The sequence below is a fragment of the Thermogemmata fonticola genome (assembly GCF_013694095.1).
GTDB classification, from domain to species: domain Bacteria; phylum Planctomycetota; class Planctomycetia; order Gemmatales; family Gemmataceae; genus Thermogemmata; species Thermogemmata fonticola.
Map to the genome: position 1 here is coordinate 172,176 of NZ_JACEFB010000006.1, position 26,390 is coordinate 198,565.

Sequence of the window (26,390 nt, forward strand, 5' to 3'; positions counted from 1 at the left end):
AACACTCTCCAGCAGGTATCCCGACTGGCTGTCCGTCCAATAACTGTCCGTCCAGCCCCAAACGGACCGGGTAGTTATCTCCTTGGTCCTGGCTACGGTTATTTTCCTCGAATGGACTATGGCGGTCGCACTCAGGAAGGTTTAGTGTGAGATCACCGCCTGGATTTTCGGGTGCCATAGATTAGGGATGTGTTGAAGATGACAAGCCCTACCAGTGCAAAGCCCCCTGGTGCTGTTCCGCCTGGGGCGACTCCTCCCTGGCGTGACCCGCGGCTGGAACCGATTCGTGAGAAAGTGTATTCCGGCCAGCGCCTGAGTTTTGAAGATGGTCTGCTACTCGAGGAGACGCACGATCTGCTGACTCTAGGAGAACTGGCCAACTATGTTAGGGAGCAGAAAAACGGACATGTGACGTACTACAACGTCAACATGCATCTCAATCCGACGAATGTGTGTGTGTACCGTTGTGCCTTCTGTTCGTTCCGCGCCGATTTGAAAGCTGCGAATGCCTATGTGATGACGGATGAGGAAATTTTAGCCCGTGCTCGAGAGGCCGCGGAACGCGGAGCGACAGAACTGCACATCGTCGGCGGATTGCATCATCTGCTCCCCTACGAGTGGTACTACAACATCATCGCCAATATCCACAGGCATTATCCTCAGTTGCATTTGAAAGCCTGGACCGCGGTGGAGTGGGACTGGTTCTCCCGCTTGACGAAACGACCCATTCGAGAATTGATGCTCGAGATGCGAGATGCGGGTTTAGGTTCCTTGCCGGGAGGGGGGGCAGAAATCTTCCATCCCGAAATCCGCCGCCAGATCTGCGATTACAAGGCTGACGCGGAGCAATGGCTGGAGGTGCATCGGCAATGGCACGAACTGGGCGGGAAGTCGAACGCTACCATGCTCTACGGCCATATCGAGAAACCGTATCACCGGATTGATCACTTGCTCCGCTTACGTGCTTTGCAGGACCAAACTGGCGGATTCCAAACATTCATCCCCTTGGCCTTCCACCCCGCAAACAATCCGCTAGGTCGCAATCTCCCCAAGCCTTCGGGGATGATGGACCTGAAGATGATCGCCATAGCTCGACTGATGCTCGATAATTTTCCCCACATCAAGGCGTATTGGCAGATGCTGGGTGTCAAAACCGCTCAGGTGGCCCAAAGTTGGGGAGCGGATGACATCGATGGGACAGTCGTTTACGAGAGGATTTATCATGCCGCGGGAAGCGACGCACCGCAGGAATTGACTGTGGCCGAGTTAGAGCGGCTGATCCGCGAAGCGGGACGTATTCCCGTTGAACGAGACACCCTGTACCGCCCAGTCCTCCGTTCCCAATCACGGAATCCGATCGCAGACAGCACACCTGTCGCTACGTTGGCGTGATGTTTCGTTCCGCGCAGCAGGATCGCGTGGGTGGATATCCTATTGAGGGTTCCTCCCAAAACGGGCAGGAGATCCCCCGGAGTTCGGTTCAACCTCCGGTCATGCTGTTTCGGTTACAAACAGCGGCTCCCTGTCCTCTGGGTCTTCCGGGAACTGAATTGTTGGTAGTGTGTAAAATTGTATGTTATTCGATTCAGGGGCGAGAGCTATCCACGATTGTGGAGCTACTGGTACAAGAGACGATACCTCGGGGACTTTGATAGGCAGCACATTCATTGTTATTATCTGCGATGATGATAGAGAGGGATCCACCTCGGGAATGATTGTTGTTCCTAAATCTCCCGCACGGCGGATACTAAAGTTTGGAACCTCCATGACTTCGTCTGGGAAAGAGGACAACAACTCCAGTCTCGGCAGCTCCAAGGTCGGAGGAACTACCTCCTTCAACGAACCGTTGGGGTGAACAAGGGGAAAATTCGGGACTTCGTAGGTGTCCTCGCCTTCCTCGACCATGAGCGGAAGAACATCCACGATGATTCCTGTATCGTCACAAAGAGTATTGCCCGCTCCGTCCTCTTCATCGCCAAACCACGGCATGTACCAAACGATCTGGTCATCCTCAGTGAACCATTGGTCTTCATCCTCCCAACCGGAATCGACACCCAATGGCGGAACCTCGTCACCCGGCTGCTGGGAAGCTTCCGGCTCTTCCACGATCCCTATGTCTACAGCTTCGGGTATTTCGTCAACTATAGGCGTGGGTTCGACAGGAGCCAAGTCAATCATTCCCCCCAATCCCCACCAAGACTGAACACCGCTGATCGAGAATGCAAGCCGGTCCTCCAAGCGCTCACAGCGCAAAACACAACCGTGGATCCGGCGGGAAATGTAAGGGGAAAGTAGCATTTCTTGGTTCATGGGCGACCCTTTGCCAAGGAATTGACGGTTCAGAACAATTTTACTCGCTTAGCATAACGCGCCTGATCAATCAGTCAAGACCAAATCAGCGTTCAGCAGATGTTTTTTGTCGTGACAAAGGGGATGGGGTAATCGGCGGTAGCTATGACTGGAACTCGGCGCTAGCCATGAGCAGAAGCGATAACGGTAGCCGTAACCAGGAGCGATCGGGAGAAATCCCCAAGTAAGCGTAGGGACCAGCAGCTGGCCGTAGGACAGTTTCTGGGAGTGCGTTTATCAGGTGGATCGGTTGAGCTGGAATAGACGGAAACAATACTTGAACGCCTAACAGCGATAGAAGCAGATACCCCCAACGACGATAGAGGCACCATAGTAGTGATGGCAGCGGTCTGGTTAGAGGGTGAGGGGCCGTAGTCTCTGGGACCAAGTGTCCAGTTGTGTCCAGAGAGAGTGGTAGTAGTTGTTGCCATTACGCGCGTCAAAAGCTTGAGCCATTTGTTGGGCTTGGTTGCGAAAGTATTGGGCGAGTGAGAGATAATCCTGGGGATCAAGACCCTCCGGGAGGGGGAAATGCGCGGGCCAACGTAGGCGGAGGGAGGGTGAAACCTGAGCGAGACGCTGGCAGACAAAAGCCAGAATGCGTTCGAAATCGAAACGCCAGGCTGGACAGCGGCTGGCTGCGTAGATCGGCAAGTACCGTTGGGTGAGGCGAACGGCGGCGGCAAGATTGTCCGTGATGGTTAGGAAGAGAATATGTCGGGCGGCTTCCTGGAGGAAACCGGGCTGGACTTTGATCAGGCGTAATCCGCTGCGGTGGTACGCCTTCGCTAATTCCGCAGCATTGTTCTCCAGAAGAGGCAGCAGGAACATGGCGTAGGTGCGATGAGGTACTTCTGCACACTTCAAGCGTTTTTCAAAGATAGGTTTGGCGGCGGCTTCCGCTTGAGCCAAATCGCCGGTTTCCAGATGGAGTCGCACGACAGAATCTTGCTCACAGGCGATGCAGTCACTCATGAAGTTGCGCTCATGGCGTAACACCTGTTCGTGGTCCTTTTGGGCTGCGGGGATGTCGCCCATGAACAGATGGGCGTTGCGCCGGGTCTGATAGAAGGGATGCAGCCCGATGCCGGCGGCCACATAGCGTCGATACATGTCGTCGAGCAACTGCTCAATCTGGACGCGGGAGATCGTAGGGAATTTCGGCGCCGCTGTGGCAATCCACTTGTATTTCCAGTAGAGAGGCTCCGGGTCAAAACTGTCTGGATCCTCATCGTAGCGGGCTACACACCAAGCAAAGGCTACGAGGGAGATGTCGGGAGAGCCGCCGAACGTAGCAGCGTCGACCAGATATTGGCGGACCTCGTATCCCAGCTCAACATCGTTATGGGCGTCCGCCAGTTGGACAGCTTCTTCCAGAAGAGCAATTTTTGCCGGTCCGTAATCTAGCTCAAAAGCAGCATCACACAGTTCGTGGATGCGTTGAACGTACTCCTGGGTCTCTTTCTTCTTGGCCATAGCGTTAGCTCTCCGAGGGGAAGAAGAAGATAGGCGATGGGAAACTTCAGGAGTTCAGGAGATCGTCCAGTAAATGAAGGAGACCCTGATTGAACAGTTGCCATTCTCGGGCGTTGAGGGGGTGGTGACCCAAGAGCAGGGCTTGAACGTAAAGGATTTCGATGAAGCGCTGGCGGCGTTGGGGCGAACGCAACGACAGCAGGCGGCGGATCAAGGGATTCCGGAAATTGAAGCACAAGGTCCCAGCTTGCACAATGTCCCGCTGAACAAGTCCATCCAGCACGCTGGACCAGAGGGTATTGCTGAGCGCACGGGTGTGTTCCACCTGTCTCTGGAAACGGCCCTCTCGGCTGATGCTGTAAAGCGCGGGGAGGTCCTCCGGTTGGAACTTCTTGATATCCGCACGGCAGCGGAAGGGACGCAGGATTTTCTCTGCTTGTAGGGTAAAAGACTCGCAATCGGCTTGCTCTTCGACAGTCAGCTCGTCGAACTCTTGGGTGAGGGTATCGCTGTTGATCTCTTCCAAACTCAAATCCGGGAAGAGTTCCGGAATTCGGCTGATCAGATCGAGGTCATAAGCATATCCGGCATTGAGCAGGCACAAGTTCTGGGCAGCGGCGACATTGGCCAGTTGCCGGAAGGTATCCACGTCGGCTACATAACGAACAATCGCATAGTTCTGCCGGTATTCTCCGAAGGTCATCGTGCCCAGCGAGGTCTCAAACGGCAAATGATCTAGAATCATAGCGCAAAAGTTGTCATCTTCGGCAGCCAGCGCCTTGAGGGCACGGTGGTGCAGTTGCACGAACTGTTCGAGTTTCTCCGGTTGCTGCTCTGCGAGATTGACAAGATAACGGCGCAGGCGCTCGCCGATGAGAGTGCGAGTCCTCGCCAGATTTTCGTCTTCGAAAAACGACTCGCGGGAAGCTGTCGGCCGCAAGGTGGTGGCATTGAGGATCACGCGGACGAAAAAAGCCCATTCGGGCAGAAGATTGTCGGCGGTTTCCGAGAGGAACATGTTTTTGAGATAAATCCGGTGTCCCTTATGGCGGGCCGATAATGGGGGAGTGAAGGGAAGTATGTAGGCCACCCCATCCAAGCCATCCACTTCGGATGACAAGAGCACGGCATCTAAGAACGAGATGCCAAACGTTTCGCGTCCGTAAGCGAGCAAAGCCTTATGTCGTTGGGCGGGTGTGGCGTAATGTTTGCGCCACGGGGGCGTCTGGGTGTTGAGGATTTCCTGGACCCTTCCGGCATGAAAATGCAACGGCACAGGTAACAGGCTGCCATAGTGCAGGACGAGGCGGCGCACCTCCTCGGCGGTGAGCCAACGCTCTTTATCCTGCCGCGCCGTCAGCCAGACTTGCGTACCGACTGGCAGGTCCCGTTCCAATTCCCGCACGGTGTAGGAACCATCGGCACGTGCTCGCCACTCCACGGGGGCTGCGGTGGGGTTACGGGCGGATCGGGTTAGCACCACGATCTCTTCACTTACGATAAAACAGGATAATATGCCGATCCCGAACTGACCGAGAAAATCCGCCGGCTGGGTCCAATTGTCGGAGGTCTTGGAACTCCGGCCAATGGTGGCCAAAAAGTGATGGACTTCTTCCAAAGTCAGGCCGATACCATTGTCCCGTATACTCAGCGTAGGCGGTCGCCCCGTGCTCGGACTGTGGCATTCAATGACGATCTCGCCCCGCATAGCCGGTTCGTACTGTTGCCGAGCCGTGATGGCATCCACTGCATTTTGTAACAATTCGCGAATATAAACCTCCGGGCCACTGTATAAATGCTCGGACAACAGGTCGATGATCCCACGCAGATGGACCTGGAATTTGTGTTGTGCCATGTCTTCTCCTGTCCTGGTAAATCCTTTGGTTACCCGGGACAATGCTTGGCGGTCAGCAGACTTCCCCATTGTACACTGAATCTGTGAGCTATGCCAATGTTCGCAGGGGAAAGCCGAATCCAGCTATCTTGACTATGGCCTGTTCCATCTTGGGTTTCATTTCCGACCAACAGCGAAAAAACGAATCATCTCAGAATATCTGGTACATCTCTGGCATTCGTAGCGTTTATCTTTTGAGGGGAAAGTAGATGACGAAGTTGGCACCATGATTCGACAGTGGAGGAGCTGCGATGGCGCTCTTGGGGCTGGGAGAGTTGAAATGGCGTATGTTGCGGCGGGTATTGCGAAAGAAACGTTTCCGCTTTGAAGAGGCTCGCAACATGAGCCGGAATGACAAGCAACACTTCCAATGGCTCCTGGAGAACGGCTTTTTTGAGGACTTGGGTAACGGTTGGTATCGCATTACGGAGAAAGGTCGGGCTGCGGCGGAGTTAGGCCAGTATGAAGTTCCCTAATGACGGCAAAACTGGAGCTGAAGTGTGTCCGCTTTGCTCGGAACAATCCCATCCATTTCCAAGCCATTCTGAGAACGGGTCGTTCCGGGTCAGGGAGGAGGGATGTTGAATAGAGGGATTCGAGGGGGGAGGGAAGGAGAACCCACCCGCCACCCAGCGACGGCAGTCCGACCTGTGTGTCTTTTATTTGATGAAGAGCATTTCCCGGTAGGTGGGCAGAGGCCAGAGTTCATCGGCGACAAGGGTTTCGAGTGTGTCCCCCCATTTGCGAAGCTCGGCCATCTTGGGTAAGACAGCATCCCTGACGTACTTCGCATGGGCGTAGGCATCACCTTCCGGATGGTAATGGACAGCCTTGTCCAGGGCAGCAATAGCGGCCTGGAAGTGAGATATGGCCTCGGTTAACTCGCGGAGATGCTCGGCTTGGGCCGCGGGATCAATTCCGGCGGACTTAACCGTGGCCACAGTTTGGGCCACTCGCCCCTGATACTCTAACGCAGCCGGTAGGATCATCGTCCGCGCCATCATCAGCATCATGTTGGCTTCGATGGTGACCTCTTTGACATACTTTTCGCTGAAAATGACATAGCGGCTCTGGAGTTCGCGTTCATTGAACACCTTGTATTTAGTAAACAGTTCCACCGAGTCTTTCCGGATGATGACCGGGATGGCGTCCACGGTATTGCGCAAGTTGGGCAAGCCGCGCCGCTCGGCCTCGCGGTGCCACTCTTCGGAGTAATTGTCACCGTTGAACAGCACCTTCTTCGATTCCTTGATGATTCCCGGCAACAATTCCTGGATAGCTCGGTGGAGCGGTTTGCCCGCCTTGACCGCCGCCTCCAAGTGGGTAGCGATGTAATCCAGGGATTCGGCGACGATCGTGTTGAGAACTGTATTAGGACCAGCGATGCTGAACGAACTGCCGACTGCACGAAACTCGAACTTGTTCCCCGTAAAGGCGAAGGGAGAAGTTCGATTGCGATCGCCCGCATCGCGGGGGAGTTTGGGTAGGACACTCACACCAATTTCCATGTAGCCGCCTTGACGGGTACCTTTCAGGTCAGCTCGTTCGAGTTGATCCATAACATCCTGAAGCTGTTCGCCAAGGAACACGGAGATGATCGCCGGCGGCGCTTCGTTGGCTCCGAGACGGTGGTCGTTGCCGGCACTGGCTACGGAGACGCGGAGCAGTTCCGGATAGCGGGCCACGGCCCGGATGACGGCGACGCAGAAGACCAAAAACTGAGCGTTCTCGTGGGGGCTATCCCCCGGATTGAGCAGATTTTCTCCTGTATCTGTCGCCATAGACCAATTGTTGTGCTTGCCGGAACCGTTGATCCCTGCAAATGGCTTCTCATGAAGCAGGCATACCAGGCCATATCGATCCGCGGTTTGCCGCAGAATGTCCATCACGAGTTGATTGTGGTCGCAGGCGAGGTTGGCGTCCTCATAGGTGACCGCGATTTCATATTGGCTCGGAGCCACTTCATTGTGCCGGGTTTTGACCGGTACACCGAGGCGGAAGAGTTGGGCCTCGCAATCGGCCATGCAGGCTAAGACGCGTTCCGGAATGGCACCGAAGTATTGATCCTCTAGCTCCTGCCCTTTGGGGGGCTTGGCTCCGAAGAGGGTCCGCCCGCAGTTGACCAGGTCGGGACGGGCATAGAAGAAATGCTTGTCGATCAGGAAATACTCTTGTTCTGGTCCCACCGTGCTAAAAACCTTTTGGGCCTCAGTGTTGCCGAAGAGGCGTAGGATACGCAGGGCATGAGTGGAGAGAGCCTCCATCGAGCGGAGCAGGGGGGTCTTTTTGTCGAGTGCTTCGCCTGTGTAGGAAACGAACACAGTGGGGATCACCAGAGTAGCCCCGTTTGGCGCCTCCCGGATGTAAGCCGGGGAGGTAGGATCCCAAGCCGTGTAGCCGCGTGCCTCGAAGGTAGCTCGCAGGCCGCCGCTGGGAAAGCTGGAGGCATCGGGTTCGCCCTTGACCAGCTCCTTGCCGCTGAACTCCGCGATAGCGCGGCCCGTTCCCGTCGGAGTGAGGAAACTATCGTGCTTTTCTGCAGTCAGGCCCGTCATGGGCTGGAACAAGTGGGTGAAGTGAGTGGCACCGTGTTCGATAGCCCAGTCCTTCATGGCGGCGGCAATTGTGTCAGCCATCGAAGGGTCCAACGGCACACCCTGGCGAATTGTGCGCTGCAGGGCCTTGAATACCGGCTTGGGCAGGCGCGCCCGCTGTTCTTCTTCGCTAAAAACCAGTTCGCCGAAGAGTTCCTTCAAATGGGTGGTCCGGAAGTCAATCCGGTTGAGTTGGTAACGGGCGTTAGCGATAGCAATAATCGCCTGCTGACGCAAATTAGCCATGTATACAACTCTCCTCAAGCGCGAGAGCAGCGGAGGGAAAAGGGGTGAGGTTACGCTCAACTTGCCAACCGACATCAGCTTGTTGCCCGCGGTTGGCCTAGTCGTGGAGAGGCTGTTGTGGTTATAAGGATGCTCGCCGCCGTGGCAAGCGGCATCGAGAAAAATGATCGGTCTGTTTGGTGATGAGGGGGTATGTGCGGCTGCATGCAGGCGGTTTATCCCGCCCCAGGAACCTGAGCAGGCCGGCAGTTTCGGACGAATCCCATGCAACGGGGGGATGAAGAATACCATGCGACGGATCGCAGTGATCAATCAAAAAGGCGGCGTAGGTAAGACTACGACAACAGTCAACTTGGGAGCGGCCTTAGCTCGGCGAGGGCGGAGGGTCTGCCTGGTGGACTTGGATCCGCAAGCCCATGCGACGACCCACTTAGGAGTGGAACCGGATGGCCAAAAACCTTCAATTTACCATGTCCTTTTGGGCCAGTGCTACATTCAGCAGGTGCGCCGGCAGGTGGCCGAGGGGCTGTGGCTAGTCCCTGCTGATCTCGATTTGGCCGCTGCGGAGGTGGAATTGGCCGGCGTAGTGGGCCGGGAAGTCATTCTCCGCGAAGCGTTGCAAAAGGATGAGGAAACGTTTGACTATCTGCTCATGGATTGCGGCCCGTCCCTGGGAGTATTGACTCTCAATGCCTTGGCTGCGGCGGATGAAGTGCTTATTCCCCTCCAACCGCATTTTCTGGCCCTCCATGGCCTGTCCAAGCTCCTGGAGACAACCGCTTTGGTCGCTCGTCGCATCCATCCGGGTTTACGGGTGTCCGGCATAGTCATTTGCCTCTTCGATTCCTCCACCCGTTTGGCCCAGGAAGTCGTAGCAGACCTCCACACCTTCCTAGAGCGTAGTCGCGGGCAGGGATTACCTTGGTCTTGTGCCCGGATCTTCGCGAGCAAAATCCGGCGAAACATCAAGTTGGCTGAATGCCCTAGCCATGGGCAGACGATTTTCTCCTATGCTCCGAAAAGCCCAGGTGCCGCTGATTATGCCGCCTTGGCCGAGGAAATCGACGGGGCTGGCGCGACCAGTTTCCCCGTTGGCATGTCGGCGACGGAGGTAGAAAAGTATTCTGCTCAGGACGCACCGCTTGGCGGATCCACAGAAGATGGAACAGGGATTGTTCTGGGACCGGTACAACTCTCCGCGACCCTGGAGAGAACCACCCTTGAGACGATTGCAGAAAAACCTTTCCCACCAGGGCCAGAGAACAACCACTTTAACCCGGAAACGACGGAGCAACTCTTGCCAAGTGCTACTCCTCAGGGAGCTTTGCCGTCCCTGAGCATTCCCGGCTAATACCCCAAAACATGATCAAATTCACCATCGGATTCAGAAAGTCCTCTTCTATAATGAGGGTATGATCCGTGTGCGAATAGCGAACCCCTACGAATGGCCGCTAGATTATGCGCGCCTCAAGGCGGCGGCCCGAACAGTCCTGGAAGGCGAAAAAATCAGCACTGCTGTCCTCACTTTGGCGTTTGTCACCGATGAGCATATTCATCGGTTAAACCGGCAGTTCCTTCAACATGATGAGCCGACCGATGTTTTGACATTCCCTTATTCCTCTCCTTCCGCCGCACGATTGGAAGGGGAGGTGGTGATCAGCTACGAGACGGCCCAGAGAGAGGCGCAGGAACGCGGGCACCCTCTCGATGCCGAATTGGGCCTGTACGTGATCCACGGTTGCTTGCATCTCTGCGGCTATGACGATACCACAACTCCCTCGGCTGCCGCTATGCGGGGGCGTGAACGCCACTATTTACTCCTCCTCGGTTGGCCGGATATTACACATTCTGACGACACAGACCAGCGATGATCCCGCAGATTCAGCCCCAGGAATTGAAACTTCTCTTAGAGCGCGGTGTTCCCGTGCTGCTGCTGGACGTTCGAGAACCTCAGGAATATGCCTGGTGTCACCTGCCAGGCAGTCTCCATATCCCCTTGGGGGAATTACCGAGTCGGGTTGGAGAATTGAACGTCGGGGAGGAACTCGTGGTGGTGTATTGCCACCACGGCATTCGGAGTTTGAGTGGGGCGGCCATCCTGCTCCAAGCCGGTTTTCCTAAGGTTGCTTCACTGGCTGGCGGAATTGACCGTTGGTCTGTGCAGATTGATCCTTCCATGCCACGGTACTAGCCTCTTTTCTGTTTTGCAACTTTTTGAATGTTCGGCGCTAGGAGGCGGACTACTGTTTCTTTGCCTCACCGTACGCCATGCATCCATCGCTTGATGATCGGTGACAGAGCCAGCAGTATCCCCGCCGAAACCAGCGCGAACATTCCGACCATGTTGAACACCTCGATGGATTTCTGCAAACTTTCCTCTCGGCTGGAGCCTTCCGGAACCACTGTCAAGCGGGAAATCCACTTGCCTGCCTGATGGGCGATGGCAGAGGAGAGGAACCAGAAGCCCATGCATAACCCCGCAATGCGGGCTGGAGCCAGTTTGGTCACGAGAGATAGTCCGACAGGCGAAAGGGCCAATTCTCCGAGCGTGTGTAGCAAGTACATGAGGATGAGGAACAAGGCCGGGACCATCGCCTCCACAGCGGCGGCTTTCCCCAAATTGAGCACTAAAAATCCAGCGCCAAGGAGGGCCAAGCCGATGGCAAACTTCACTGGGGCGGCTGGTTCCCATCCCCGACGCGCCAGCCAGACCCACATGACGGAGAAGAACGGAGCGAACACCATGATGAACAGAGGATTCACCGCCTGGAAATTGCTCGTTGTCAACTGAATGCCCCACCATAGGTTCTTGTTCACGTTCTGTAAGGTGAAAATGTTGATGGCGCTGCCGGCGAGTTCAAAGAAGCTCCAGAAAACTGTGGTGAAAAAGAGAAGCAGAATGATGACCCACATTCGTTGCCGCTCGACCAGATCGTAAGCCAGGGAAATGCGGATCATGTACGCCACGGTGATCAAACCTAGGCCCAGCAGAATCCAGTCCATCACTTCATTGTGGTGGATCAGCCACATGGCCAGCGGAATCGCTGCGAAGGTACCGAGATAGACAACGCTGGCGGTCAGATACCACGGTTGGGCGGGAGTCGTAGTAGCGAAGCTTTGCGTGTTGTTTCCCTCAAGGTTTGCTACTTCCTCGTTGGTTGTCGAGGATGTCGCCGATCCTGCCGCAGGCATGGGCGGTTCGGCATGGGGACCCAGATATCCCTGAGCAGCGGTGTACAAGAAAATGGTCAGTCCCAAGCACATTCCCAGCCCGGCGGTCATAAAACCGTAACTCCAGCCTTCGATCTCCGCGATGGTGCCGCACGTCAAGGGGGTCAGGAAAGCGCCGATATTGATGCCCATGTAAAAGATGGTGAAAGCTCCATCCCGCCGTGGGTCCCCCTGTTCGTAGTACCGGCCGATCAGACTGGAGATGTTCGGTTTGAAAAAGCCGTTGCCCAAAACCAGTAGTGCCAGTCCCAGGTACATGAGCAAAAAATTACCGCTTCCCTCCGTAGTTCCCGCCAGGACAGTGTTACCAGTCAGGGCGGGCAGGGCTTGTACGTCCGTTTGAGGTATCTTCTGCTGGCCTGTGCTCAGAGCCAGGGTGAACTGGCCAGCAGCCATGAGGACGGCGCCCCAGAAAATGGCTTTGCGGAAGCCTAATATCCGGTCGGCCAGAATGCCGCCGGCCAAGGGTGTCAGGTACACCAGTGCACCGTAGGCGGCGTATATGCCATAAGCTTGGTCCTTGGGAATGTTGAAGCCGCCGGTAATAGCCAGGGAGGTCAAGTAGAGGATTAACAAGGCCCGCATTCCGTAGTAACTGAAACGCTCCCACAACTCGACCATGAACAGCAGGAACAAGACTTTGGGATGAACTTTGCGATTCGCCGCAATGACCAAGGCGACCCAGATGCCAACTACTAGCCACGCGATGGCCATGATCAGATACTCGGTACGCATAAGCGGCTCCTTGTGGTCGTCTGCTGGTTCTGGAGTTACACCGCGGAGAATGGAAAAATCCTATCGTAGAAAGGTGCCAATGGGTAGCGGAAAATGGCTAGTCCTCCGGCTTGTGAGCCATCCTTTGGGGGGAACATAGTCTGTCGCAGAGATTACACCATGTTTCCAGCTTCCCAACTTTGCTCTTGGCTCATCTCGCTCGTAGGAGGATTAATTATTTTTGTGGCGTAAACGGTTGTTTTGAGCATCGGTCGTGTTACCATCGAGAAGGAATGCGGCCTGACGGTGAGGTTCCAAGTGAAGTATGGAGACTGTGTCCCAAACGAAGGAGTTGAAGACATGCAGCGATTCCAACATGATCTGACACGGCGGGAGTTTCTGGTGATGTCTGGAGTTGGTATGACAACGGCAATGACGGGCTTTCCGGTCCGGGCAGAACAGGTTCTATCCAGCCCGACATCCTCATCCAAGGAGAGCGCCATGATTCCGATCGTGGACACGCACCAGCATCTGTGGGATTTGAGCAAGTTCCGGCTGGCGTGGTTAGACCCTAACACGGATGCCGGGAAAATACTAGGCCGTAATTTCACGCCCAAGGAATACGAGGAAGCGACGCGGGGGTTGAATGTGGTCAAAGCTGTGTATATGGAGGTCGATGTAGTGCCGGAACAACAGCAAGCAGAGGCTGACTATATCATCGCGTTGTGTGAGAGTGGCAAGACCCCGACATGTGCCGCTGTGGTCTCTGGACGTCCCGCAGCCGACAATTTCGCTGCCTACGTGCGCCAGTTTAAGGATCACAAGTATGTCAAAGGTTTACGCCAGGTGTTGCATGTCAAAGATACGCCACCAGGGTACTGCTTGCAGCCCGCTTTCATTCGGGGCATCCGATTGCTGGGGGAGCTAGGTTTGAGTTTCGACTTGTGCATTCGCCCAGCCGAATTGCCTGACTACGTCAAGCTGATTGACCAATGTCCGCATACACGTTTCATTCTGGATCACTGTGGGAACGCCGACCTGAAACACACCCGTGAGCAGCGGGAAAAGTGGAAAAAAGACATGGCGGAGATCGCCAAGCGCAAGCATATCGTTTGCAAGGTCAGTGGTTTTTTGGCTTCGGCTCCCAAACGAGGTGAGTGGAAACTGGAAGATGTGGCGGATATCGTTCATCACACCCTTGATGTATTCGGACCGGACCGTGTTATGTTTGGTGGAGATTGGCCGGTGTGCTTGTTGGGGGTCGAGAAGTACGCCGACTGGGTCAACGCTCTCAAGGAAGTCATCCGCGATCGACCAGAAGAGGTGCAACGCAAGCTGTTCCACGATAATGCGGTGAAGTTCTACGGCCTGCCGAAATGAGGGTGAGAGGGCATGGGCGGTACCGGGTAGCCAGAAAGATGCCACGAGTGTGAGCTATTGGATCAGGCCGGTGTGACGAACGGGGCCGGCAAGCCGGTCCTCAATTCCTAGTCCGCGGAAATGTTCCCTAGCTAGGCGTTCTTCACCGACAGTCGGTTCGCAGCAGAGGCCGATTGTCTCCGTGTTTCATCTCCGCTGACTTATGCGGGTGAGGCGATAGAGAGGCGGGAAGGACAATTGCGTTTCCTCAGCCCGAACGAGGCTTTTCCCGCACGTTGTATTCAAGCTTCCAGCGGTGGGAACCATCGCGGGAGTGGAGCCACAGTTCGAGTTGGCCCACAGGTGTCACCTTGCTATGAAGGTGGACGGGAACGATCTGGCCGGCGGCAGCAGCGCCTTGGGGATCGAGCGTGGCGCGGATCGGTGTCAGCTCTTCGATTTGTCCTTCCCAATCCTCGACGAGAGTGCCGGGGACATCTTCACGGCGCGTGGTGGAGCCGAGGAAACGGAACTCAGCTTCGGTTCCAACTCGCAGTCCGACTTCATAACCGGGAATATCGGTCTGGCTCCCTTCTTCCATCCCAAAGGGGGCGACACACAGGGCCTTGATGGGTGGGGGAAAACCCGGCACAGCCGGTAGATTGGCAGCGACACCGATGTAGTAGGCACGGGCGGTACCGCCCCGGATGCGTACCCCTTTGCCGCGGCGTGCCAATCCGTAGTAGGCAGCTCCCCGTGCGACGGCGAGATCAAAATCCGCTCCGGGAAGTTCTCGTGGCGTTTCGGAGTTTTCTGGCTCACTCCAACGGTGAAGCACCTCGCAAAGTCGTTGCCGGAGTAAGTCGGATTTGAAGACTCCCCCGTTGAAGAGTAAAGCCGTGGGGAGGAGCCGCCCCGTCTTTTTGCGGCCCTTGCTTTCCCGGCGGGCGAGAGCTTCCCCGTGACGCTGGAGGAATTCTGCCAGATGCCGTGTAATGGCAGGATCGCTGGCATAAGGGAGGCCAAGCTCTTCCAAGCCCACGGCACTTCCGGTTTGTGGGGTAGCATCGGGCGGACAATAGGGGAAGAAACCATCCAGAATCACTTGTTCCACCAGGGATCGCGGCAATTCGTAGGTGATAGTGCCTCCCACAACAGCGCGCCCTTTGCCCAGCAAGGTGACCGGTGCACTGCCCAATTGAGGGGATGCCAGGAGCGACTCTTTGGCTATCCGGCACGCGTGGGTAAGTTGGGCCAGTTGTACAGCATCTAGCCGCAGGCCGCGCTCTTTTTGCAGTTGCTGGGCGACATGATAGGCCAGCGTCAGGTCCATGTTATCGCCGCCCAGGAGCAGGTGTTCGCCAACCGCCAGCCGGGTCAGAACGAGTGAGCCATTTTCTTCGCCAACTTCAATGAGAGTGAAGTCAGTAGTGCCGCCGCCTACGTCTGCGACCAAGACCAGATCGCCGACGTGGACCAAGTCTCGCCAAGTGTCGCCGCAATGGTCGATCCAGGCATAAAAGGCGGCCTGCGGTTCCTCCAGGAGGGTCAGATGTTCGAGGCCGGCGGCCCGTGCGGCCTCGACGGTCAGGTCACGGGCTGCCGCATCGAAGGAAGCCGGAACGGTTAGGATAATCTCTTGAAGTTCCAGCCGGTGATCTGGAACATCGCGGCCGATCGTATAATTCCACGCTTCTGCCAGATGCCGGAGGTAGCGGATACTGGCTTCCACAGGCGAAACTTTCCGCACAGAGTCCGGAGCACGCAACGGGAGGAATGCAGCTCGGCGATCGACATGGGGATGGCATAACCACGACTTGGCAGATGCTACCAAGCGGGTCGGTACCTGTGACCCGAATTGCCGGGCAAATTCGCCGACGCAGTAGTCCCTCTGTTTGTCCCAAGGCAGTTGTAAGGCTCCAGCAGGTTGCTCACCTGGGGCTGGTAAATACAGAAATGATGGGAGCAGGGGGCGCTCTGCCACCTCTCCTGGTGCGATCAATTGGAGGATGGGCAAAACCTGAACACGAGGCGGGCTAGCGGCTCCTGTATCGACATAGGCCAAGGCGCAATTGGTCGTTCCTAAATCGATACCGACGACAAAACGTGAAGTCATATCCCCGTCTCCTGTGGGCGATTCCTAAGCTAGGAGGGAGGAGCGGTGACGGAGGCTGAACAAATGCCTTTGATCAAGCGTCAGGCTCCGTTACCCTTCGGGCAATTAGTGCCCGGTCCGCCCCAAGTTAGTGCCCGGTCCCTCCCAGATGGAATTTTCCGCTCGGTATGCTGAGAATTGTACACGCGTTACGGAAGCGGATGGCCGAAAGGGGTAGAATCGGATAACCTGGTGCACAGGTGACAGTTTCTTTCTCTGAATGAGTAGCCATGAGCACTGCAACCATCGCCGGAGTTTCTGCCCTGCCGCTCGGCCGTTTGGCGGGGGTAGGATTGATCGTTTTTGTAGCCAATGCTGCCCTGCTGGTGTTACAACTTACCGCCAGCCGACTGCTCGCGCCGTTCGTCGGCTCCAGTTTGGAAACCTGGACCTCGATCATCGGGGTGTTTCTGACGGGTATTGCCTTGGGAAACGGTTGGGGCGGACGCGTGGCGGATCGGTTTCCCCAACCGCGGACCTTGATGCTGGTTCTGCTCATCAGTGCGGTGACAGCCATCTGGATGGCGGTGTTGCCTCTTCTGTTGCAACTCAGCGGCCTGTACAAAGCAATTCCTCTCGGACCACGCATTCCTCTTTTAGCCGTGCTGTTGTGTCTGCCCGCTGGCTTTACTCTTAGTTTACTGACCCCGTTGGCCATCAAGCTGGGCTTGCCCGATGTGTCCAAAACAGGGCGGGTGGCTGGTCTCATTTTCGCGCTGAGCACTCTCGGTTGCCTTCTGGGAAATTATTTGACCGGTTTTTATCTGATGCGATGGTTCACAATTACCACCCTTGTGCTCATGTCAGCGGCATCCCTGTTGGTGCTTGCGGGTTGGGTGGGACTGGCTATGCGGAGAAATCCCTCAACGATGGAGGCAAGCAACGGCCGCTCAACTTCCCATGAAGCTCCCGTCACCGAGGGACGTGTGGAAGGGACAGAGGCGGTTGCTGGGAACCCCATGGACGGCACTACGGTCTGTATCGCACCTTACGCGATCCGGAACATTCGCCTGGCCTACCTCATCGTATTCCTGGCCAGCTTCTGCGGCATGACGTTGGAGCTGACCGCTTCCCGCGTGCTCGCCCTAGAACTTGGTGTGTCCCTCTTCACCTGGACGGGTATTATCGGAGTGATGCTGGCAGGAACAGCGCTAGGCAATCTGAGTGGGGGGCTTCTGGCAGACTTTATGAACAAACCGGGGCGGTCCCGCAATCCACGCGTGGCCTTGGCAGCGACCCTGATCGCCGGTGGGGCAGGGACGGTGCTGTTGTTTGTCACGCGGTTTCTGGTCAATGAGTTTAGTCCCTTCGCGGATTGGGAGCCGATGTATCAGGTTCTGGGCTGGACTTTCAGTCTCTTCTTTTTACCCATGTTCGTCTTGGGGATGGTGTCGCCTCAGGTGATTCGTTTGGCGATGCCCGACGTGGCACAAGCGGGGCGAGTTGCCGGACGGATTTATGCTTGGAGCACGGGCGGTGCGATTGCCGGTACCTTTGCTACAGGGTATGTGCTGCTATCCCAATTTGGAGCGACGGCGACGTTATTAGGGGTTGCCGCCACTTTGACGCTGACTAGCGTCCTGATCATGCGTATCTGGGAACATAGCGTGCTCCTTTATTTCGCCAGTCTGGTCATCGGTGGTGTCACGGGAGGGGTCATTCTGAACTATCGAGGGGATAATGATCCTTTCCTTGTGGTGAAGACAGAGTCGAATTATTACACCATTCGCGTCACTGTGGATCGCACATACTTTGTGGATGAAGAAGGAAACCGTTACTATCGGCCCACAGGGTTTTTGAATCTATCGTTGGATATGCTGCTGCATTCGAGTGTGGATCCCGCCCATCCCGAAATACTGCACTACACCCACGAGTATGTGCAAATGGAGTTTGTCCAGGCGGCACGTTTGTCCACGCCAGAACCTCACGTCTTGGTGATTGGCGGAGGGGGATATACTTTCCCTCGTTATGTGATGGAAGTCATGCCGGAAGCCCAAATGGATGTGGTGGAGATCGACCCGGCTGTCACTCAGGTGGCCCGTGATTATCTCGGCCTGAAAGATTATCCCAACATGCATATCTACCACATGGATGGCCGGCAATACGTGGCAGAAAAAGCGACGCCGGGAAGCTATGATGTCATCGTTCAGGATGCTGTCAACGATCTCTCGGTACCCGCTCATTTGCTGACTAAAGAGTACAATGATGCGGTCCGCGCTGCTCTCAAGCCGGATGGAGTCTACCTTCTGACGGTGATCGATGCTGTGGAGTATGGACAACTGTGGCGAGCAGCCATGCATACCCTCCGCCAGACGTTTCCTCACGTCGAGTTGCTCGGAGCTGACGATATCAATGTCCAGGATCGGCAAGTGTTTGTGATTTATGCTTCTAATAAGCCGCTGGATTTGCAAACAGTCCAGAAGGGTGTTACAGCGCACCAACAACGCCATTTGGCGCCGCTTTTGGAGAAAGCACGGCCTGCGATGATCACGGCCTGGGTAAGCGGGGGAGTCATAATCCCTCAGACACTGTTGTCTTGTGCGCCGATGTGTGCCTTGACAAGGGATTGGCTAGACGCTGTGCCCGCACGAATCCGAACTGTGCGAGCCGATCCGGAGGTGATTCGCCCCTATCTGGAGGCAGAACCGAAAATCATCCTGACGGATCAGTATGCACCCGTGGACAATCTCATGGCTGATGTTTACCGTTACCGTTCACGACGGCGGCCGTGATATTAGATTGTCTCACTCTTCAGGAATCATTTCATCATTGCCTTGGACCAGAAGCACTCTTGCATCGCGGGGGTAGTTCTGGACCATGGTTTTCCCACCTCAGGGCTACGTTGACATGATCTGATGAACTGCTTATAGCAGGCCGTCGTGGGGGAACATGGTAGCAGATGACCGTAAGTGCTCGACCTCAAGAGAAGTTGACGTTGTGTTACTTAGGACGAGGTAAGGGGACGGTGTGCAGAAGATAAAGTACAGCAGGTTCCCCAGCGCAATTTCGAGCATTGCGAAAGGACCCGACGTTATGGTCTCCGTAACCTGGCGGGTGAAAATGTGTTGTGGATCACTTCTCCGACTGAGGAGAAGCGGTTAGCGAGGCAGGGTACATTGGGGGAGTACCACAATGGCAGTGCGGGGCGAGGCCAGGGGTTGGGTGATCCCGGCCGAGTGTGTGCGGCTGATTCCGGAGCCAGTGCGTGTGGGACCGCCTCCTCCGGAGGGTGCAGTAGAAGAGCCGACTATTGTGGTGCATCGCGAAAACGATGTGGTGCGCGCGGTGGATCTGACGTGTGTGTGCGGCCGCTCGTATCGGATTTGGTGTGAGGAAGAGCTGTCGAATGTAACAACCTCCTAGGAACCGCCCTCTGGACGAGGGGATCGCCTGACTGAGCTACCTATGTGAAGGGAAGATGGGCTACCGTCGCGGTTAGGCAGAATCATTCGAGTGTCGTGAATTGATTCTCTTTCCCCGCAGGAATTACCGGAAAACAACACACGGGGCAAAAGGGGCCATGCGGGTGCGTGGATCGCTTGCTAGGCGAACGACTTGGGAATAACGGCTTAGGGATAACTGGTCGGTGTTCCGGCAAGGATGTCAAGTGTTCCGAGAGTTCAGGGCGGACGGGCAAGGAGTGCTGGGGTGCGCTGGGCGAGCAGGACAAGGTGGATATTCCTAGGCTTGATGGGGCTGACGGCGGGTTGCCGACTTCCTCCTAAGGGAGATCATGTCGAGGCTCCTGTACCGCTGCCCTACGAGAAGGCTGCCGGCAAATTTTCCCAGCGTGTCATCGATAATGGCGAAGGGAGCATTGTTGCTCAGGCGGGTTTGTCCTCAAGGGGAATGAATGCACCGGAGGTCATGCCAGCAGGCGGACGTTGGCTAGCCAGAGAGAACACCAAATACCGTCCAGGTCCGCAGGTGCCCCCCCAGCCCTTGCCACCACCGACACCCTGGCCGGGAGGCGACCCTCATCAACGCAGCACCCCGACGGTTTTGGGGGACCGGCTGGAATTGGGACCAGGCGAAAACCCTCTGGAACGAGTGGTCGAGTTGACCCGCGAGTTGGAGGCCTTATCGCTCTACAATCGTTCGCTTCAGGAACGGATCCAGCAGTTGGAAACCCAACAGCAGGTGCGCGAGCAGGCTCTGGCCGAAGCCGTGCGACAGGTGGAAACAGCCACCCAGGAAGTCACTCGATCCCGCAGCCAGATTGAACAGTTGCAAAACGAAGTGGCGATGCTACAAGCTCAAATCCGACAGATGGAAAAGGAGGATGTCGAATTGCTGCGGGCGGTGATCAGCACTTTGGAGAAATTGCTCGGAGAACGGAGGGGGCCATGAATCGCCGGGGATTCTGTCTGAGTGTGCTCGGCGGTTCCCTGCTGACGGGATGCCAGCAATTGTTATCCAGTGTGCCTCGGCCTTTTCGGCCACCGCCGCCAGGTCCACCCACATTCAGCTACTATCACCTGCCCGATTGGACGTGGGAATCGGTCCAGCGCGTTGTTGTGCTCCCGTTTTTGAATGAGACGGCCTTTTCTCGCGTCGCAGATGAAGTACAGCAGAATTTCCTCGGTGAGTTGCAACGTTTGGGACGATTTGAAGTGATACCGGCACCCGCCGACGATCGAGCGACGTTGGCGGCATCGGTTCGTCGGGGAGGTCGGTTTGATGAGGCGATTCTGCTCGATATTGCCCGCTTAAGCAGTGCCGATGTGCTCGTCCATGGGATCGTCAGCCAGTATGCCCTCCATCCTCGGCCTCGCCTGGGACTTGTCCTGCAAGCCGTGGCCCCGCAGCTCGGAAAGGTCGTGGCCTCGGTTGATGGTTTGTGGGATACCATGGATGCCACTTTGGCGGAACGCTGCCGTGCCTTTTATCGCCAGCGCCCGCGGCCATTGCCTGCCTTCATCCGCAACAATTTCATCGTCCACGATTCTATCTATCTGGAAGAACTGGCCTTGGATTCTCCTACCTTATTCCAGCGGTGGGTTTGTTGGGAAGCCGCCATCATACTCCTAGGTTACCGGGTACCTGGGGTGACTTATGGCACGGATAGCAAACCTTTGCCGCCGATGGTGCCGTCCTTTCCGGAGGGTGAGGGAATGCCGCACCATGATCCTGCACTGCGGGGGATGTAGCCTGCGGAGAAGGATGGAACTATTCGCTAAGAGAAGCACCTTTGGTAGGACTCAGCCGAAGGCGCATTTGACCTTGCGATGAGGCACGGGACTGAGTAAATCCAGGTCCGGCACGGATGGCGGATCGACCGCACGCAGCAAGGACGCAGGGGCTGATATTCTCCAGGAGTTTGCACCATGTCCGCTGCTGCACCTGTTGCCACGGCCCAAGACGTTGCGCCTGGCGGTAAGAAGAACCGCAAACTGCTCTTCGCCGCTGTCGGAGTGGTAGCCATCCTAGCAGGCGCGGCGTTACCGCTCGTAGTGGATATTTCCTCGTTACTGGGCAAACCAAAGGAGGGAACTCAGGACAAGCCGCACGCCGAAACCAAGACCGCTATCGTTCCTTTTGGAGACATGGTGGTCAATCTCGCGGATGAGCGCGCCATGCGCTACCTGCGGGTCAAGCTAGCGGTGCTCGTCGATGCGGATCAAGAGAAGGAGGTTGCCGACCTGTTGGCGAAAAAGAAGCCGGCTGTCAAGAGTAAATTGATCAGCCATCTGGCAGGTAAAACCCTCAAAGATGTGAGCGGTACCGTGGGGGTCAACCGGTTGCAGCGGGAAATACTCGAACGTTTTGAAGAGGTGCTCTATCCCGATGGCCATAGTCCCCTCCGGGCTATCTTGTTTGAGGAATACGTAGTGCAATGACGACACCCCAGCCCTTGGACTTCCGCCACCCCCCGCCGGGAGCGCTGGAACGCCAGTTCGGTCAATGGATACAGCAAGCACTCCGGCGTTTCGCCCACCAGTCATCCCGGCTTTTGCCCTTTTCTCTCTCTTTGGAACTGGCTAGTGTTGAAACGGGGACACTCGCACACCTGACGGCTGCTGTGCCGGATGAAGCGGCATGCTTTCCCCTGACCACCGATGATCCTAATGATGGCGCTCTCTGGCTGGTGCTGCCGCGGTCTGTCCAGCTCACCTTGCTGATGGGGTTGCTGGGTGAAATCCCAGATAAATGGCCGGAGGATCGAGAGGCTACGGACTTAGAGGCCGCCCTTGTCGACTATCTGCTCCGGGAGCTGTTCTTGACCCCGCTGGAGCAATCCTGGCCCGACGCTCCGTTGTCTCTGACAGCAGGGACGAGTCAAACCCTACGTGCAGTCCTGCGTCGTCACGAGGCGGAATTGGCACTCTGCGCGGCAATCCAGATTACGGCACCCTGGGGACAGCAGACTTTCTGGTTGTGCGCCCCCCGCCAAGGACGGTGGGAGCAGCTCGGTACTTCTCAGCCTTCAGTACCAGCGACTCCGCCCTCTGCTGCCTGGCGTGCCCAATTAGAATTGCTGGTGCAGAACCTGCCCGTGGAGCTGAGCGTCATTTTGGGACAGGTGGAAACCACCATGCAGCGACTGGCAGAACTGAAAGTGGGAGATGTTCTGGTCCTGGAGCAGTCAGTGCATCGGCCATTACAAACCTGGGTGGGTGGGGTGCCGAAATTCCGAGCCTGGCCTGGCCGACGCGGGGCACGGACCGCTATCCTCATCGATGCCCTTGGGTCGGATTCTCCTCGGTCATGAGCCAACGCTATGGCGAACCCTCAAGCTACTTCACCGACTGCGCCTCAGCCAACTGTCGATGTTCAGCCGGCAGTACTGGAACCTTTGGAATCCCAAGGTCCGTCGGCTGCTTCTGCTCCTACGCCCCTGGAGGCCCTCAGAGATGTCCCGATTACGATTACGGCCCAATTGGGCCATACGGTGTTGTCTATTGGTGACTTGCTGAAACTAGGGCCAGGAGCTGTGCTGGAACTGGAAGAAACTGTCGGTACGCCGGTTGAGCTAACCGTCCGGGGGATTCCCTTCGCACGAGGAGAAATTGTGGTTGTCAATGATCACTTCGCTGTGCGTATCACCCGCTTGCATGCCCCGCCTCCGTCGCGAGACACGCTATGATGTCAATCCTACTGGCGAATCTATCATTGCCTGACACGTATACCCCGCCCGTTGCGCCTTCGTTCCACTTCTATGAGCTGCTCTGGCGCCTGGTCATGTGGACGATTTTTCTAATGGCGATGTGTCTGTTGATGTTGCTCGTTAGCAAAGCCCGGCGCCGTTCTCGATTGGCTACACAGACGAACTCGCTCCGTCTCCAAGCGGTTGTCCCGCTCTCATATCGGGCCAAGTTGTACCTTGTGCAAGTAGAAGAACAGACTGTCGCCGTAGCCAGCGATGCGGGCGGCCTTCGCACCTTGATCCTGCTCAGTCCGACTTTTACCGATACCTTAGCTCACACCACGGGGGACGGACCGGTAACCTCCGGATCGTTGAGAGGTTCTGCGGATTCCGAACCTATCCATTCGTCGGCAGAGGTCCTCAGTTTCCAAGGAGCGTCACCGGCCAACATACCGGGAGCCGCGGAGAATAAAGCTGCCTAATCCACCCTCTTTAAGGAAACGGCTTGTCCTTTGGAGGTCGTTACGCTCTCAAAAATGGCTCAGCGGATCAAGTTGGCCAACTCTTGCAAAGTCTCGTTGGCGGCGGTAATGGAGCGAGCATTGACCTGGAAACCCCGCTGAGCGATGATCAACCGGGCGAATTCCGTGGCGATATCCACGTTGGAGCCTTCCAGAGCCGACCCTTGCACGAGTCCTAATCCTCCTGTACCGGCCGCTCCGATGACGGCCTCACCTGAGGATGGAGATGCGGCATAGTAGTTATTCCCACTCCGAAGCAGACCCGCCTCGTTGTTGAAGCCAGCAATGGCCAGTTGGGCCAGGGGTTGGGTTCGCCCGTTGCTGAATTGCCCGACCAGTTCACCACTTTGGTTGAAAGACACACTAATCAACGTGCCCGAGGCGAAGCCATCTTGAGTAACGGCGGCGGCGGTGGAAGAACCGCCAAATTGGGTCAATCCCGATGATGTGCCGGGTGTGCCCAAGTTCAACACAATGTTTTGAGCCGCAGCTCCCGGAATGCCGGTAATGTTGACTGTAAGGGTAGCGGGGGATACCAGCAAACCAGAGGTGTCGAAGACTATAGGCGTGGGCGGGACAGTTGCCGTACCATCTGTAACGGTTGCGGAAGCCTGAAATTGGTTGACCGCGATTTTAGTAAAAGTAATGGTCAAGGCATGGAGCGTGCTTTGCGTATCGTAGATCTGGATTGAAGTGGAAATGCTGTCGCCGACGTTGAGCGTACTGCTGAGATTACCTTGCAACACCACGTTGGCTGTGGGGACACCGGATAATCCTGCGCCAAAGGGCACACGAATGTTCAGCACTCCAGGTGTTTGAAACCCCGGTTGGCCGGGTTGTGGCTCACCCACAGTGCCTATGCGCTGGACACGAAAGCCGGTGATCGGGTCCACCAGAAAGCCTGCGGCATCCACAGTGAACGAGCCGGCCCGCGTGTAGAAGGTGGAAGTGCCATCCGTCACTACGAAAAATCCTTTCCCTTGGATCGCGGCATCCAATGTTCGGCCTGTTGGGTTGATGGAACCTTGCAAGAACAGGCTATCAATAACCCCCACCGCTGATCCGAATCCGAGTTGGCTGGGATTGGTTCCCCCAAAGTTTCCCGCTGGAGCGGAACCGGGATTGAGAGTTTGATAAAAAATATCCTTGAACAATGTGCGCTGAACCTTGTAGGCAGTGGTATTGAGATTGGCTAAGTTGTTACCCACGACGTCGAGCGCACGTGAAAAGGTTAATAAACCTGTGGAACCTGTAAATAAAGCTGTCAATGCCATGGTGTCGTACTCCAAGATAAAGGTGAAATCTGTTTGCTATCGACTCCACAAGCCTACGAAACAGACCGTATTTGATCAAGACTAACTCGATCCGCTCCAACAAGTAAAACCACTTGGCCGTTTTGCACGCTCAAACCGCTGACGGAGCCGCTCGATGTCGGGCCGCCCGGTGTACGCTCGTAGGTGACGCTTCGGCCTATCAAGCTAGCTCCCCCCATCAACTGTTGCAAACGTAACATCTGCTCAAAGCTGACATTCAGGGACTGAATCCCCTGCAACGTGCTGAAGGCCGTCAATTGAGATATGAACTGCTGGTCAGTTATCGGTTCCAACGGATTCTGGTTTTGCAATTGCGCAATGAGCAACTTCAGAAATTGCTCTTGCGTGATGGTATTGATGGCCGCGACACTTGCCATATGCCTTCCTCCTCAGCGTTTTTCACATATGTATGTACCGTCTAGCTTTACGTGTTACATGTCCCTTATTTGCCATTCCCCTGGAGTGTCCCTCATTGGATCACACGATAACATCGACGTGATTCGATTCCCGACCATCATCTTCGGCATAGACGTGGCCATGGGAAGTCCATCTGGTAGTGGCCAGGTTGAAATCCTTTCGGTTGTCCCCCATACTTGGTGTTTCTTTGGGTGTCGCGTCAGATTCCTGCCATGACGACCAAAGCGTGTCGGCTTGGTGGCTGCTTTGGTCCGGAGCAATTTCCCATTGGCCTAGACTTAATCCTAACGCTTCGAGGCGGTGACGCAATTCCGGAAGCTGATCTTGCAGCAGGCGGCGTAGAGTGTCGTCCAGTACGTACAATTGGCCGTGAATCTCACCTTCCCGCACGCTCAGATGGACCCGGAGTGGTCCCAGTTCCGTTGGATGCAAATGCATGCGGAACTCCACTTCTCCTTCCTGATTCAATTGATGCAGATGCGCTTTGATCGCGGTCAGTGTCTGTTCGGGTATCTCCCCCCCCGTAATCGGCTTGTTGGCGAGGAGGACAGTGCTGGTTGGGGTTGTGCCCTCTGCCCAACCCAATGTCCCTTGGGGATTAGCAGCGACAGGTCCGCTGCCGGAATTGTTCGCTCCCCCCTGAGCGGCAATCACCTCACTTCCAGGGCTGTCAGGTAGTTCTGTCGGGAACGATATACCTCCAGCAACAGCGGAGTTTTCGGGAAGATGAGAACTGAGGTGATGGAATTGCTGGACGAAGGCGGAAGAATCGACCGGAGTCGAGGACGCTAGTTGCGCTCCCATTTCCGCCACTAAGGCGATGCGATTGCCTGCTACACTGGGACGTTCCCCAACTTGCATCGAAGGTAGCCCAATCTGAACTTCTACAGCACCCACAGGCTCAGGAACTTCGAGAACCACCTCTCCAGGTATTCCTAAGGACGGCAAAAGATTGCTAACAACAGGAGCTTGGGCAGGGATATGAATGAATGCATGTCTTGCACCAGGAAGGGTAACTTGGGGTATTTCCTCCC

Annotated in this window: 22 protein-coding genes; 13 read left to right on the forward strand and 9 right to left on the reverse strand. The window is 56.0% G+C overall.

Going from position 1 to position 26,390, the window contains the following annotated elements:
- The first annotated feature begins 198 nt into the window (after positions 1 to 198).
- Entirely contained in the window at positions 199 to 1,392 is a 1,194-nt protein-coding gene (mqnE, locus tag H0921_RS10250) for an aminofutalosine synthase MqnE (protein ID WP_194537973.1), read from the forward strand.
- 99 nt (positions 1,393 to 1,491) lie between these two features.
- On the opposite strand, the gene H0921_RS10255 is transcribed toward mqnE, so the two are convergent.
- The 3 genes from H0921_RS10255 to H0921_RS10265 form a co-directional block, all read right to left on the reverse strand.
- Complete coding sequence (locus H0921_RS10255; protein WP_194537974.1) at positions 1,492 to 2,178, reverse strand: hypothetical protein; 687 nt, start codon at positions 2,176 to 2,178, stop codon at positions 1,492 to 1,494.
- Positions 2,179 to 2,703: 525 nt separating this feature from the next.
- Entirely contained in the window at positions 2,704 to 3,825 is a 1,122-nt protein-coding gene (locus H0921_RS10260) for a hypothetical protein (protein ID WP_194537975.1), read from the reverse strand.
- A 46-nt stretch (positions 3,826 to 3,871) separates the two neighbouring features.
- Positions 3,872 to 5,680, reverse strand: coding sequence for an HSP90 family protein (locus H0921_RS10265; RefSeq protein ID WP_194537976.1), 1,809 nt, complete (start codon positions 5,678 to 5,680; stop codon positions 3,872 to 3,874).
- A 290-nt stretch (positions 5,681 to 5,970) separates the two neighbouring features.
- Here H0921_RS10265 and H0921_RS10270 point away from each other — a divergent pair, with 290 nt between their 5' ends.
- Entirely contained in the window at positions 5,971 to 6,195 is a 225-nt protein-coding gene (locus H0921_RS10270) for a helix-turn-helix domain-containing protein (RefSeq protein WP_194537977.1), read from the forward strand.
- A 183-nt stretch (positions 6,196 to 6,378) separates the two neighbouring features.
- Here H0921_RS10270 and H0921_RS10275 read toward each other — a convergent pair whose 3' ends face one another.
- On the reverse strand, positions 6,379 to 8,559 hold the full coding sequence (locus tag H0921_RS10275; protein ID WP_194537978.1) for a glutamine synthetase III family protein: 2,181 nt from the start codon (positions 8,557 to 8,559) through the stop codon (positions 6,379 to 6,381).
- A 289-nt stretch (positions 8,560 to 8,848) separates the two neighbouring features.
- Between H0921_RS10275 and H0921_RS10280 the strand changes: the two genes are divergently transcribed.
- The 3 genes from H0921_RS10280 (at position 8,849) to H0921_RS10290 (ending at position 10,750) form a co-directional block, all read left to right on the forward strand.
- Positions 8,849 to 9,910, forward strand: coding sequence for a ParA family protein (locus tag H0921_RS10280; protein WP_194537979.1), 1,062 nt, complete (start codon positions 8,849 to 8,851; stop codon positions 9,908 to 9,910).
- A gap of 61 nt (positions 9,911 to 9,971) precedes the next feature.
- Positions 9,972 to 10,430, forward strand: a complete 459-nt coding sequence (ybeY, locus tag H0921_RS10285; RefSeq protein ID WP_194537980.1) for an rRNA maturation RNase YbeY — start codon at positions 9,972 to 9,974, stop codon at positions 10,428 to 10,430.
- Positions 10,427 to 10,750 carry a rhodanese-like domain-containing protein gene (locus H0921_RS10290; RefSeq protein ID WP_194537981.1) on the forward strand — a complete coding sequence of 108 codons (324 nt, stop codon included), beginning with the start codon at positions 10,427 to 10,429 and terminating at the stop codon, positions 10,748 to 10,750. Before ybeY ends, H0921_RS10290 begins: the two co-directional genes overlap by 4 nt.
- A 65-nt stretch (positions 10,751 to 10,815) precedes the next feature.
- Here the strand turns inward: H0921_RS10290 and H0921_RS10295 are convergent, their stop codons facing one another.
- The gene (locus H0921_RS10295) at positions 10,816 to 12,525 is read right to left on the reverse strand and encodes a peptide MFS transporter (protein WP_194537982.1); all 1,710 of its coding nucleotides are present in this window, start codon (positions 12,523 to 12,525) and stop codon (positions 10,816 to 10,818) included.
- A gap of 480 nt (positions 12,526 to 13,005) precedes the next feature.
- Between H0921_RS10295 and H0921_RS10300 the strand changes: the two genes are divergently transcribed.
- On the forward strand, positions 13,006 to 13,884 hold the full coding sequence (locus H0921_RS10300) for an amidohydrolase family protein (protein ID WP_228499364.1): 879 nt from the start codon (positions 13,006 to 13,008) through the stop codon (positions 13,882 to 13,884).
- A gap of 247 nt (positions 13,885 to 14,131) precedes the next feature.
- Here H0921_RS10300 and H0921_RS10305 read toward each other — a convergent pair whose 3' ends face one another.
- Complete coding sequence (locus tag H0921_RS10305; protein ID WP_194537983.1) at positions 14,132 to 15,979, reverse strand: Hsp70 family protein; 1,848 nt, start codon at positions 15,977 to 15,979, stop codon at positions 14,132 to 14,134.
- A 269-nt stretch (positions 15,980 to 16,248) separates the two neighbouring features.
- On the opposite strand from H0921_RS10305, the gene H0921_RS10310 reads away from it, so the two are divergent.
- The 7 genes from H0921_RS10310 to H0921_RS10340 all read left to right on the forward strand — a co-directional run bounded on the left by H0921_RS10310 (position 16,249) and on the right by H0921_RS10340 (position 23,105).
- Positions 16,249 to 18,750: a fused MFS/spermidine synthase gene (locus tag H0921_RS10310; protein ID WP_194537984.1), complete on the forward strand. Its 2,502-nt coding sequence runs from the start codon at positions 16,249 to 16,251 to the stop codon at positions 18,748 to 18,750.
- Between the two features lie 400 nt (positions 18,751 to 19,150).
- Complete coding sequence (locus H0921_RS10315) at positions 19,151 to 19,381, forward strand: hypothetical protein (RefSeq protein ID WP_194537985.1); 231 nt, start codon at positions 19,151 to 19,153, stop codon at positions 19,379 to 19,381.
- A 285-nt stretch (positions 19,382 to 19,666) separates the two neighbouring features.
- Positions 19,667 to 20,368: a hypothetical protein gene (locus H0921_RS10320; protein ID WP_194537986.1), complete on the forward strand. Its 702-nt coding sequence runs from the start codon at positions 19,667 to 19,669 to the stop codon at positions 20,366 to 20,368.
- Positions 20,365 to 21,168 (forward strand): hypothetical protein, encoded by an 804-nt coding sequence (locus H0921_RS10325; protein ID WP_194537987.1) that lies wholly within the window; start codon positions 20,365 to 20,367, stop codon positions 21,166 to 21,168. The genes H0921_RS10320 and H0921_RS10325 overlap by 4 nt, the downstream gene beginning before the upstream one ends.
- 177 nt (positions 21,169 to 21,345) lie before the next feature.
- Positions 21,346 to 21,858: a flagellar basal body-associated FliL family protein gene (locus H0921_RS10330; RefSeq protein WP_194537988.1), complete on the forward strand. Its 513-nt coding sequence runs from the start codon at positions 21,346 to 21,348 to the stop codon at positions 21,856 to 21,858.
- Positions 21,855 to 22,730 (forward strand): FliM/FliN family flagellar motor switch protein, encoded by an 876-nt coding sequence (locus H0921_RS10335; protein WP_194537989.1) that lies wholly within the window; start codon positions 21,855 to 21,857, stop codon positions 22,728 to 22,730. The genes H0921_RS10330 and H0921_RS10335 overlap by 4 nt, the downstream gene beginning before the upstream one ends.
- 9 nt (positions 22,731 to 22,739) lie before the next feature.
- Positions 22,740 to 23,105 (forward strand): FliM/FliN family flagellar motor switch protein, encoded by a 366-nt coding sequence (locus tag H0921_RS10340; protein WP_194537990.1) that lies wholly within the window; start codon positions 22,740 to 22,742, stop codon positions 23,103 to 23,105.
- Between the two features lie 541 nt (positions 23,106 to 23,646).
- Here H0921_RS10340 and H0921_RS10345 read toward each other — a convergent pair.
- From H0921_RS10345 to H0921_RS10355, 3 genes are all read right to left on the reverse strand, one after another.
- The gene (locus H0921_RS10345; RefSeq protein WP_194537991.1) at positions 23,647 to 24,900 is read right to left on the reverse strand and encodes a flagellar hook protein FlgE; all 1,254 of its coding nucleotides are present in this window, start codon (positions 24,898 to 24,900) and stop codon (positions 23,647 to 23,649) included.
- Between the two features lie 53 nt (positions 24,901 to 24,953).
- Entirely contained in the window at positions 24,954 to 25,316 is a 363-nt protein-coding gene (locus H0921_RS10350; protein ID WP_194537992.1) for a flagellar hook assembly protein FlgD, read from the reverse strand.
- A 100-nt stretch (positions 25,317 to 25,416) separates the two neighbouring features.
- The gene (locus H0921_RS10355) at positions 25,417 to 26,277 is read right to left on the reverse strand and encodes a flagellar hook-length control protein FliK (RefSeq protein WP_194537993.1); all 861 of its coding nucleotides are present in this window, start codon (positions 26,275 to 26,277) and stop codon (positions 25,417 to 25,419) included.
- Between the last annotated feature and the right edge of the window lie 113 nt (positions 26,278 to 26,390).

Bases quoted from the DNA above. Each gene is read 5' to 3' on its own strand.
- mqnE (WP_194537973.1), top strand. From the start codon at position 199: ATGACAAGCCCTACCAGTGCAAAGCCCCCTGGTGCTGTTCCGCCTGGG.
- H0921_RS10255 (WP_194537974.1), bottom strand. From the start codon at position 2,178: ATGATTGACTTGGCTCCTGTCGAACCCACGCCTATAGTTGACGAAATA.
- H0921_RS10260 (WP_194537975.1), bottom strand. From the start codon at position 3,825: ATGGCCAAGAAGAAAGAGACCCAGGAGTACGTTCAACGCATCCACGAA.
- H0921_RS10265 (WP_194537976.1), bottom strand. From the start codon at position 5,680: ATGGCACAACACAAATTCCAGGTCCATCTGCGTGGGATCATCGACCTG.
- H0921_RS10270 (WP_194537977.1), top strand. From the start codon at position 5,971: ATGGCGCTCTTGGGGCTGGGAGAGTTGAAATGGCGTATGTTGCGGCGG.
- H0921_RS10275 (WP_194537978.1), bottom strand. From the start codon at position 8,559: ATGGCTAATTTGCGTCAGCAGGCGATTATTGCTATCGCTAACGCCCGT.
- H0921_RS10280 (WP_194537979.1), top strand. From the start codon at position 8,849: ATGCGACGGATCGCAGTGATCAATCAAAAAGGCGGCGTAGGTAAGACT.
- ybeY (WP_194537980.1), top strand. From the start codon at position 9,972: ATGATCCGTGTGCGAATAGCGAACCCCTACGAATGGCCGCTAGATTAT.
- H0921_RS10290 (WP_194537981.1), top strand. From the start codon at position 10,427: ATGATCCCGCAGATTCAGCCCCAGGAATTGAAACTTCTCTTAGAGCGC.
- H0921_RS10295 (WP_194537982.1), bottom strand. From the start codon at position 12,525: ATGCGTACCGAGTATCTGATCATGGCCATCGCGTGGCTAGTAGTTGGC.
- H0921_RS10300 (WP_228499364.1), top strand. From the start codon at position 13,006: ATGATTCCGATCGTGGACACGCACCAGCATCTGTGGGATTTGAGCAAG.
- H0921_RS10305 (WP_194537983.1), bottom strand. From the start codon at position 15,979: ATGACTTCACGTTTTGTCGTCGGTATCGATTTAGGAACGACCAATTGC.
- H0921_RS10310 (WP_194537984.1), top strand. From the start codon at position 16,249: ATGAGCACTGCAACCATCGCCGGAGTTTCTGCCCTGCCGCTCGGCCGT.
- H0921_RS10315 (WP_194537985.1), top strand. From the start codon at position 19,151: ATGGCAGTGCGGGGCGAGGCCAGGGGTTGGGTGATCCCGGCCGAGTGT.
- H0921_RS10325 (WP_194537987.1), top strand. From the start codon at position 20,365: ATGAATCGCCGGGGATTCTGTCTGAGTGTGCTCGGCGGTTCCCTGCTG.
- H0921_RS10330 (WP_194537988.1), top strand. From the start codon at position 21,346: ATGTCCGCTGCTGCACCTGTTGCCACGGCCCAAGACGTTGCGCCTGGC.
- H0921_RS10335 (WP_194537989.1), top strand. From the start codon at position 21,855: ATGACGACACCCCAGCCCTTGGACTTCCGCCACCCCCCGCCGGGAGCG.
- H0921_RS10340 (WP_194537990.1), top strand. From the start codon at position 22,740: ATGGCGAACCCTCAAGCTACTTCACCGACTGCGCCTCAGCCAACTGTC.
- H0921_RS10345 (WP_194537991.1), bottom strand. From the start codon at position 24,900: ATGGCATTGACAGCTTTATTTACAGGTTCCACAGGTTTATTAACCTTT.
- H0921_RS10350 (WP_194537992.1), bottom strand. From the start codon at position 25,316: ATGGCAAGTGTCGCGGCCATCAATACCATCACGCAAGAGCAATTTCTG.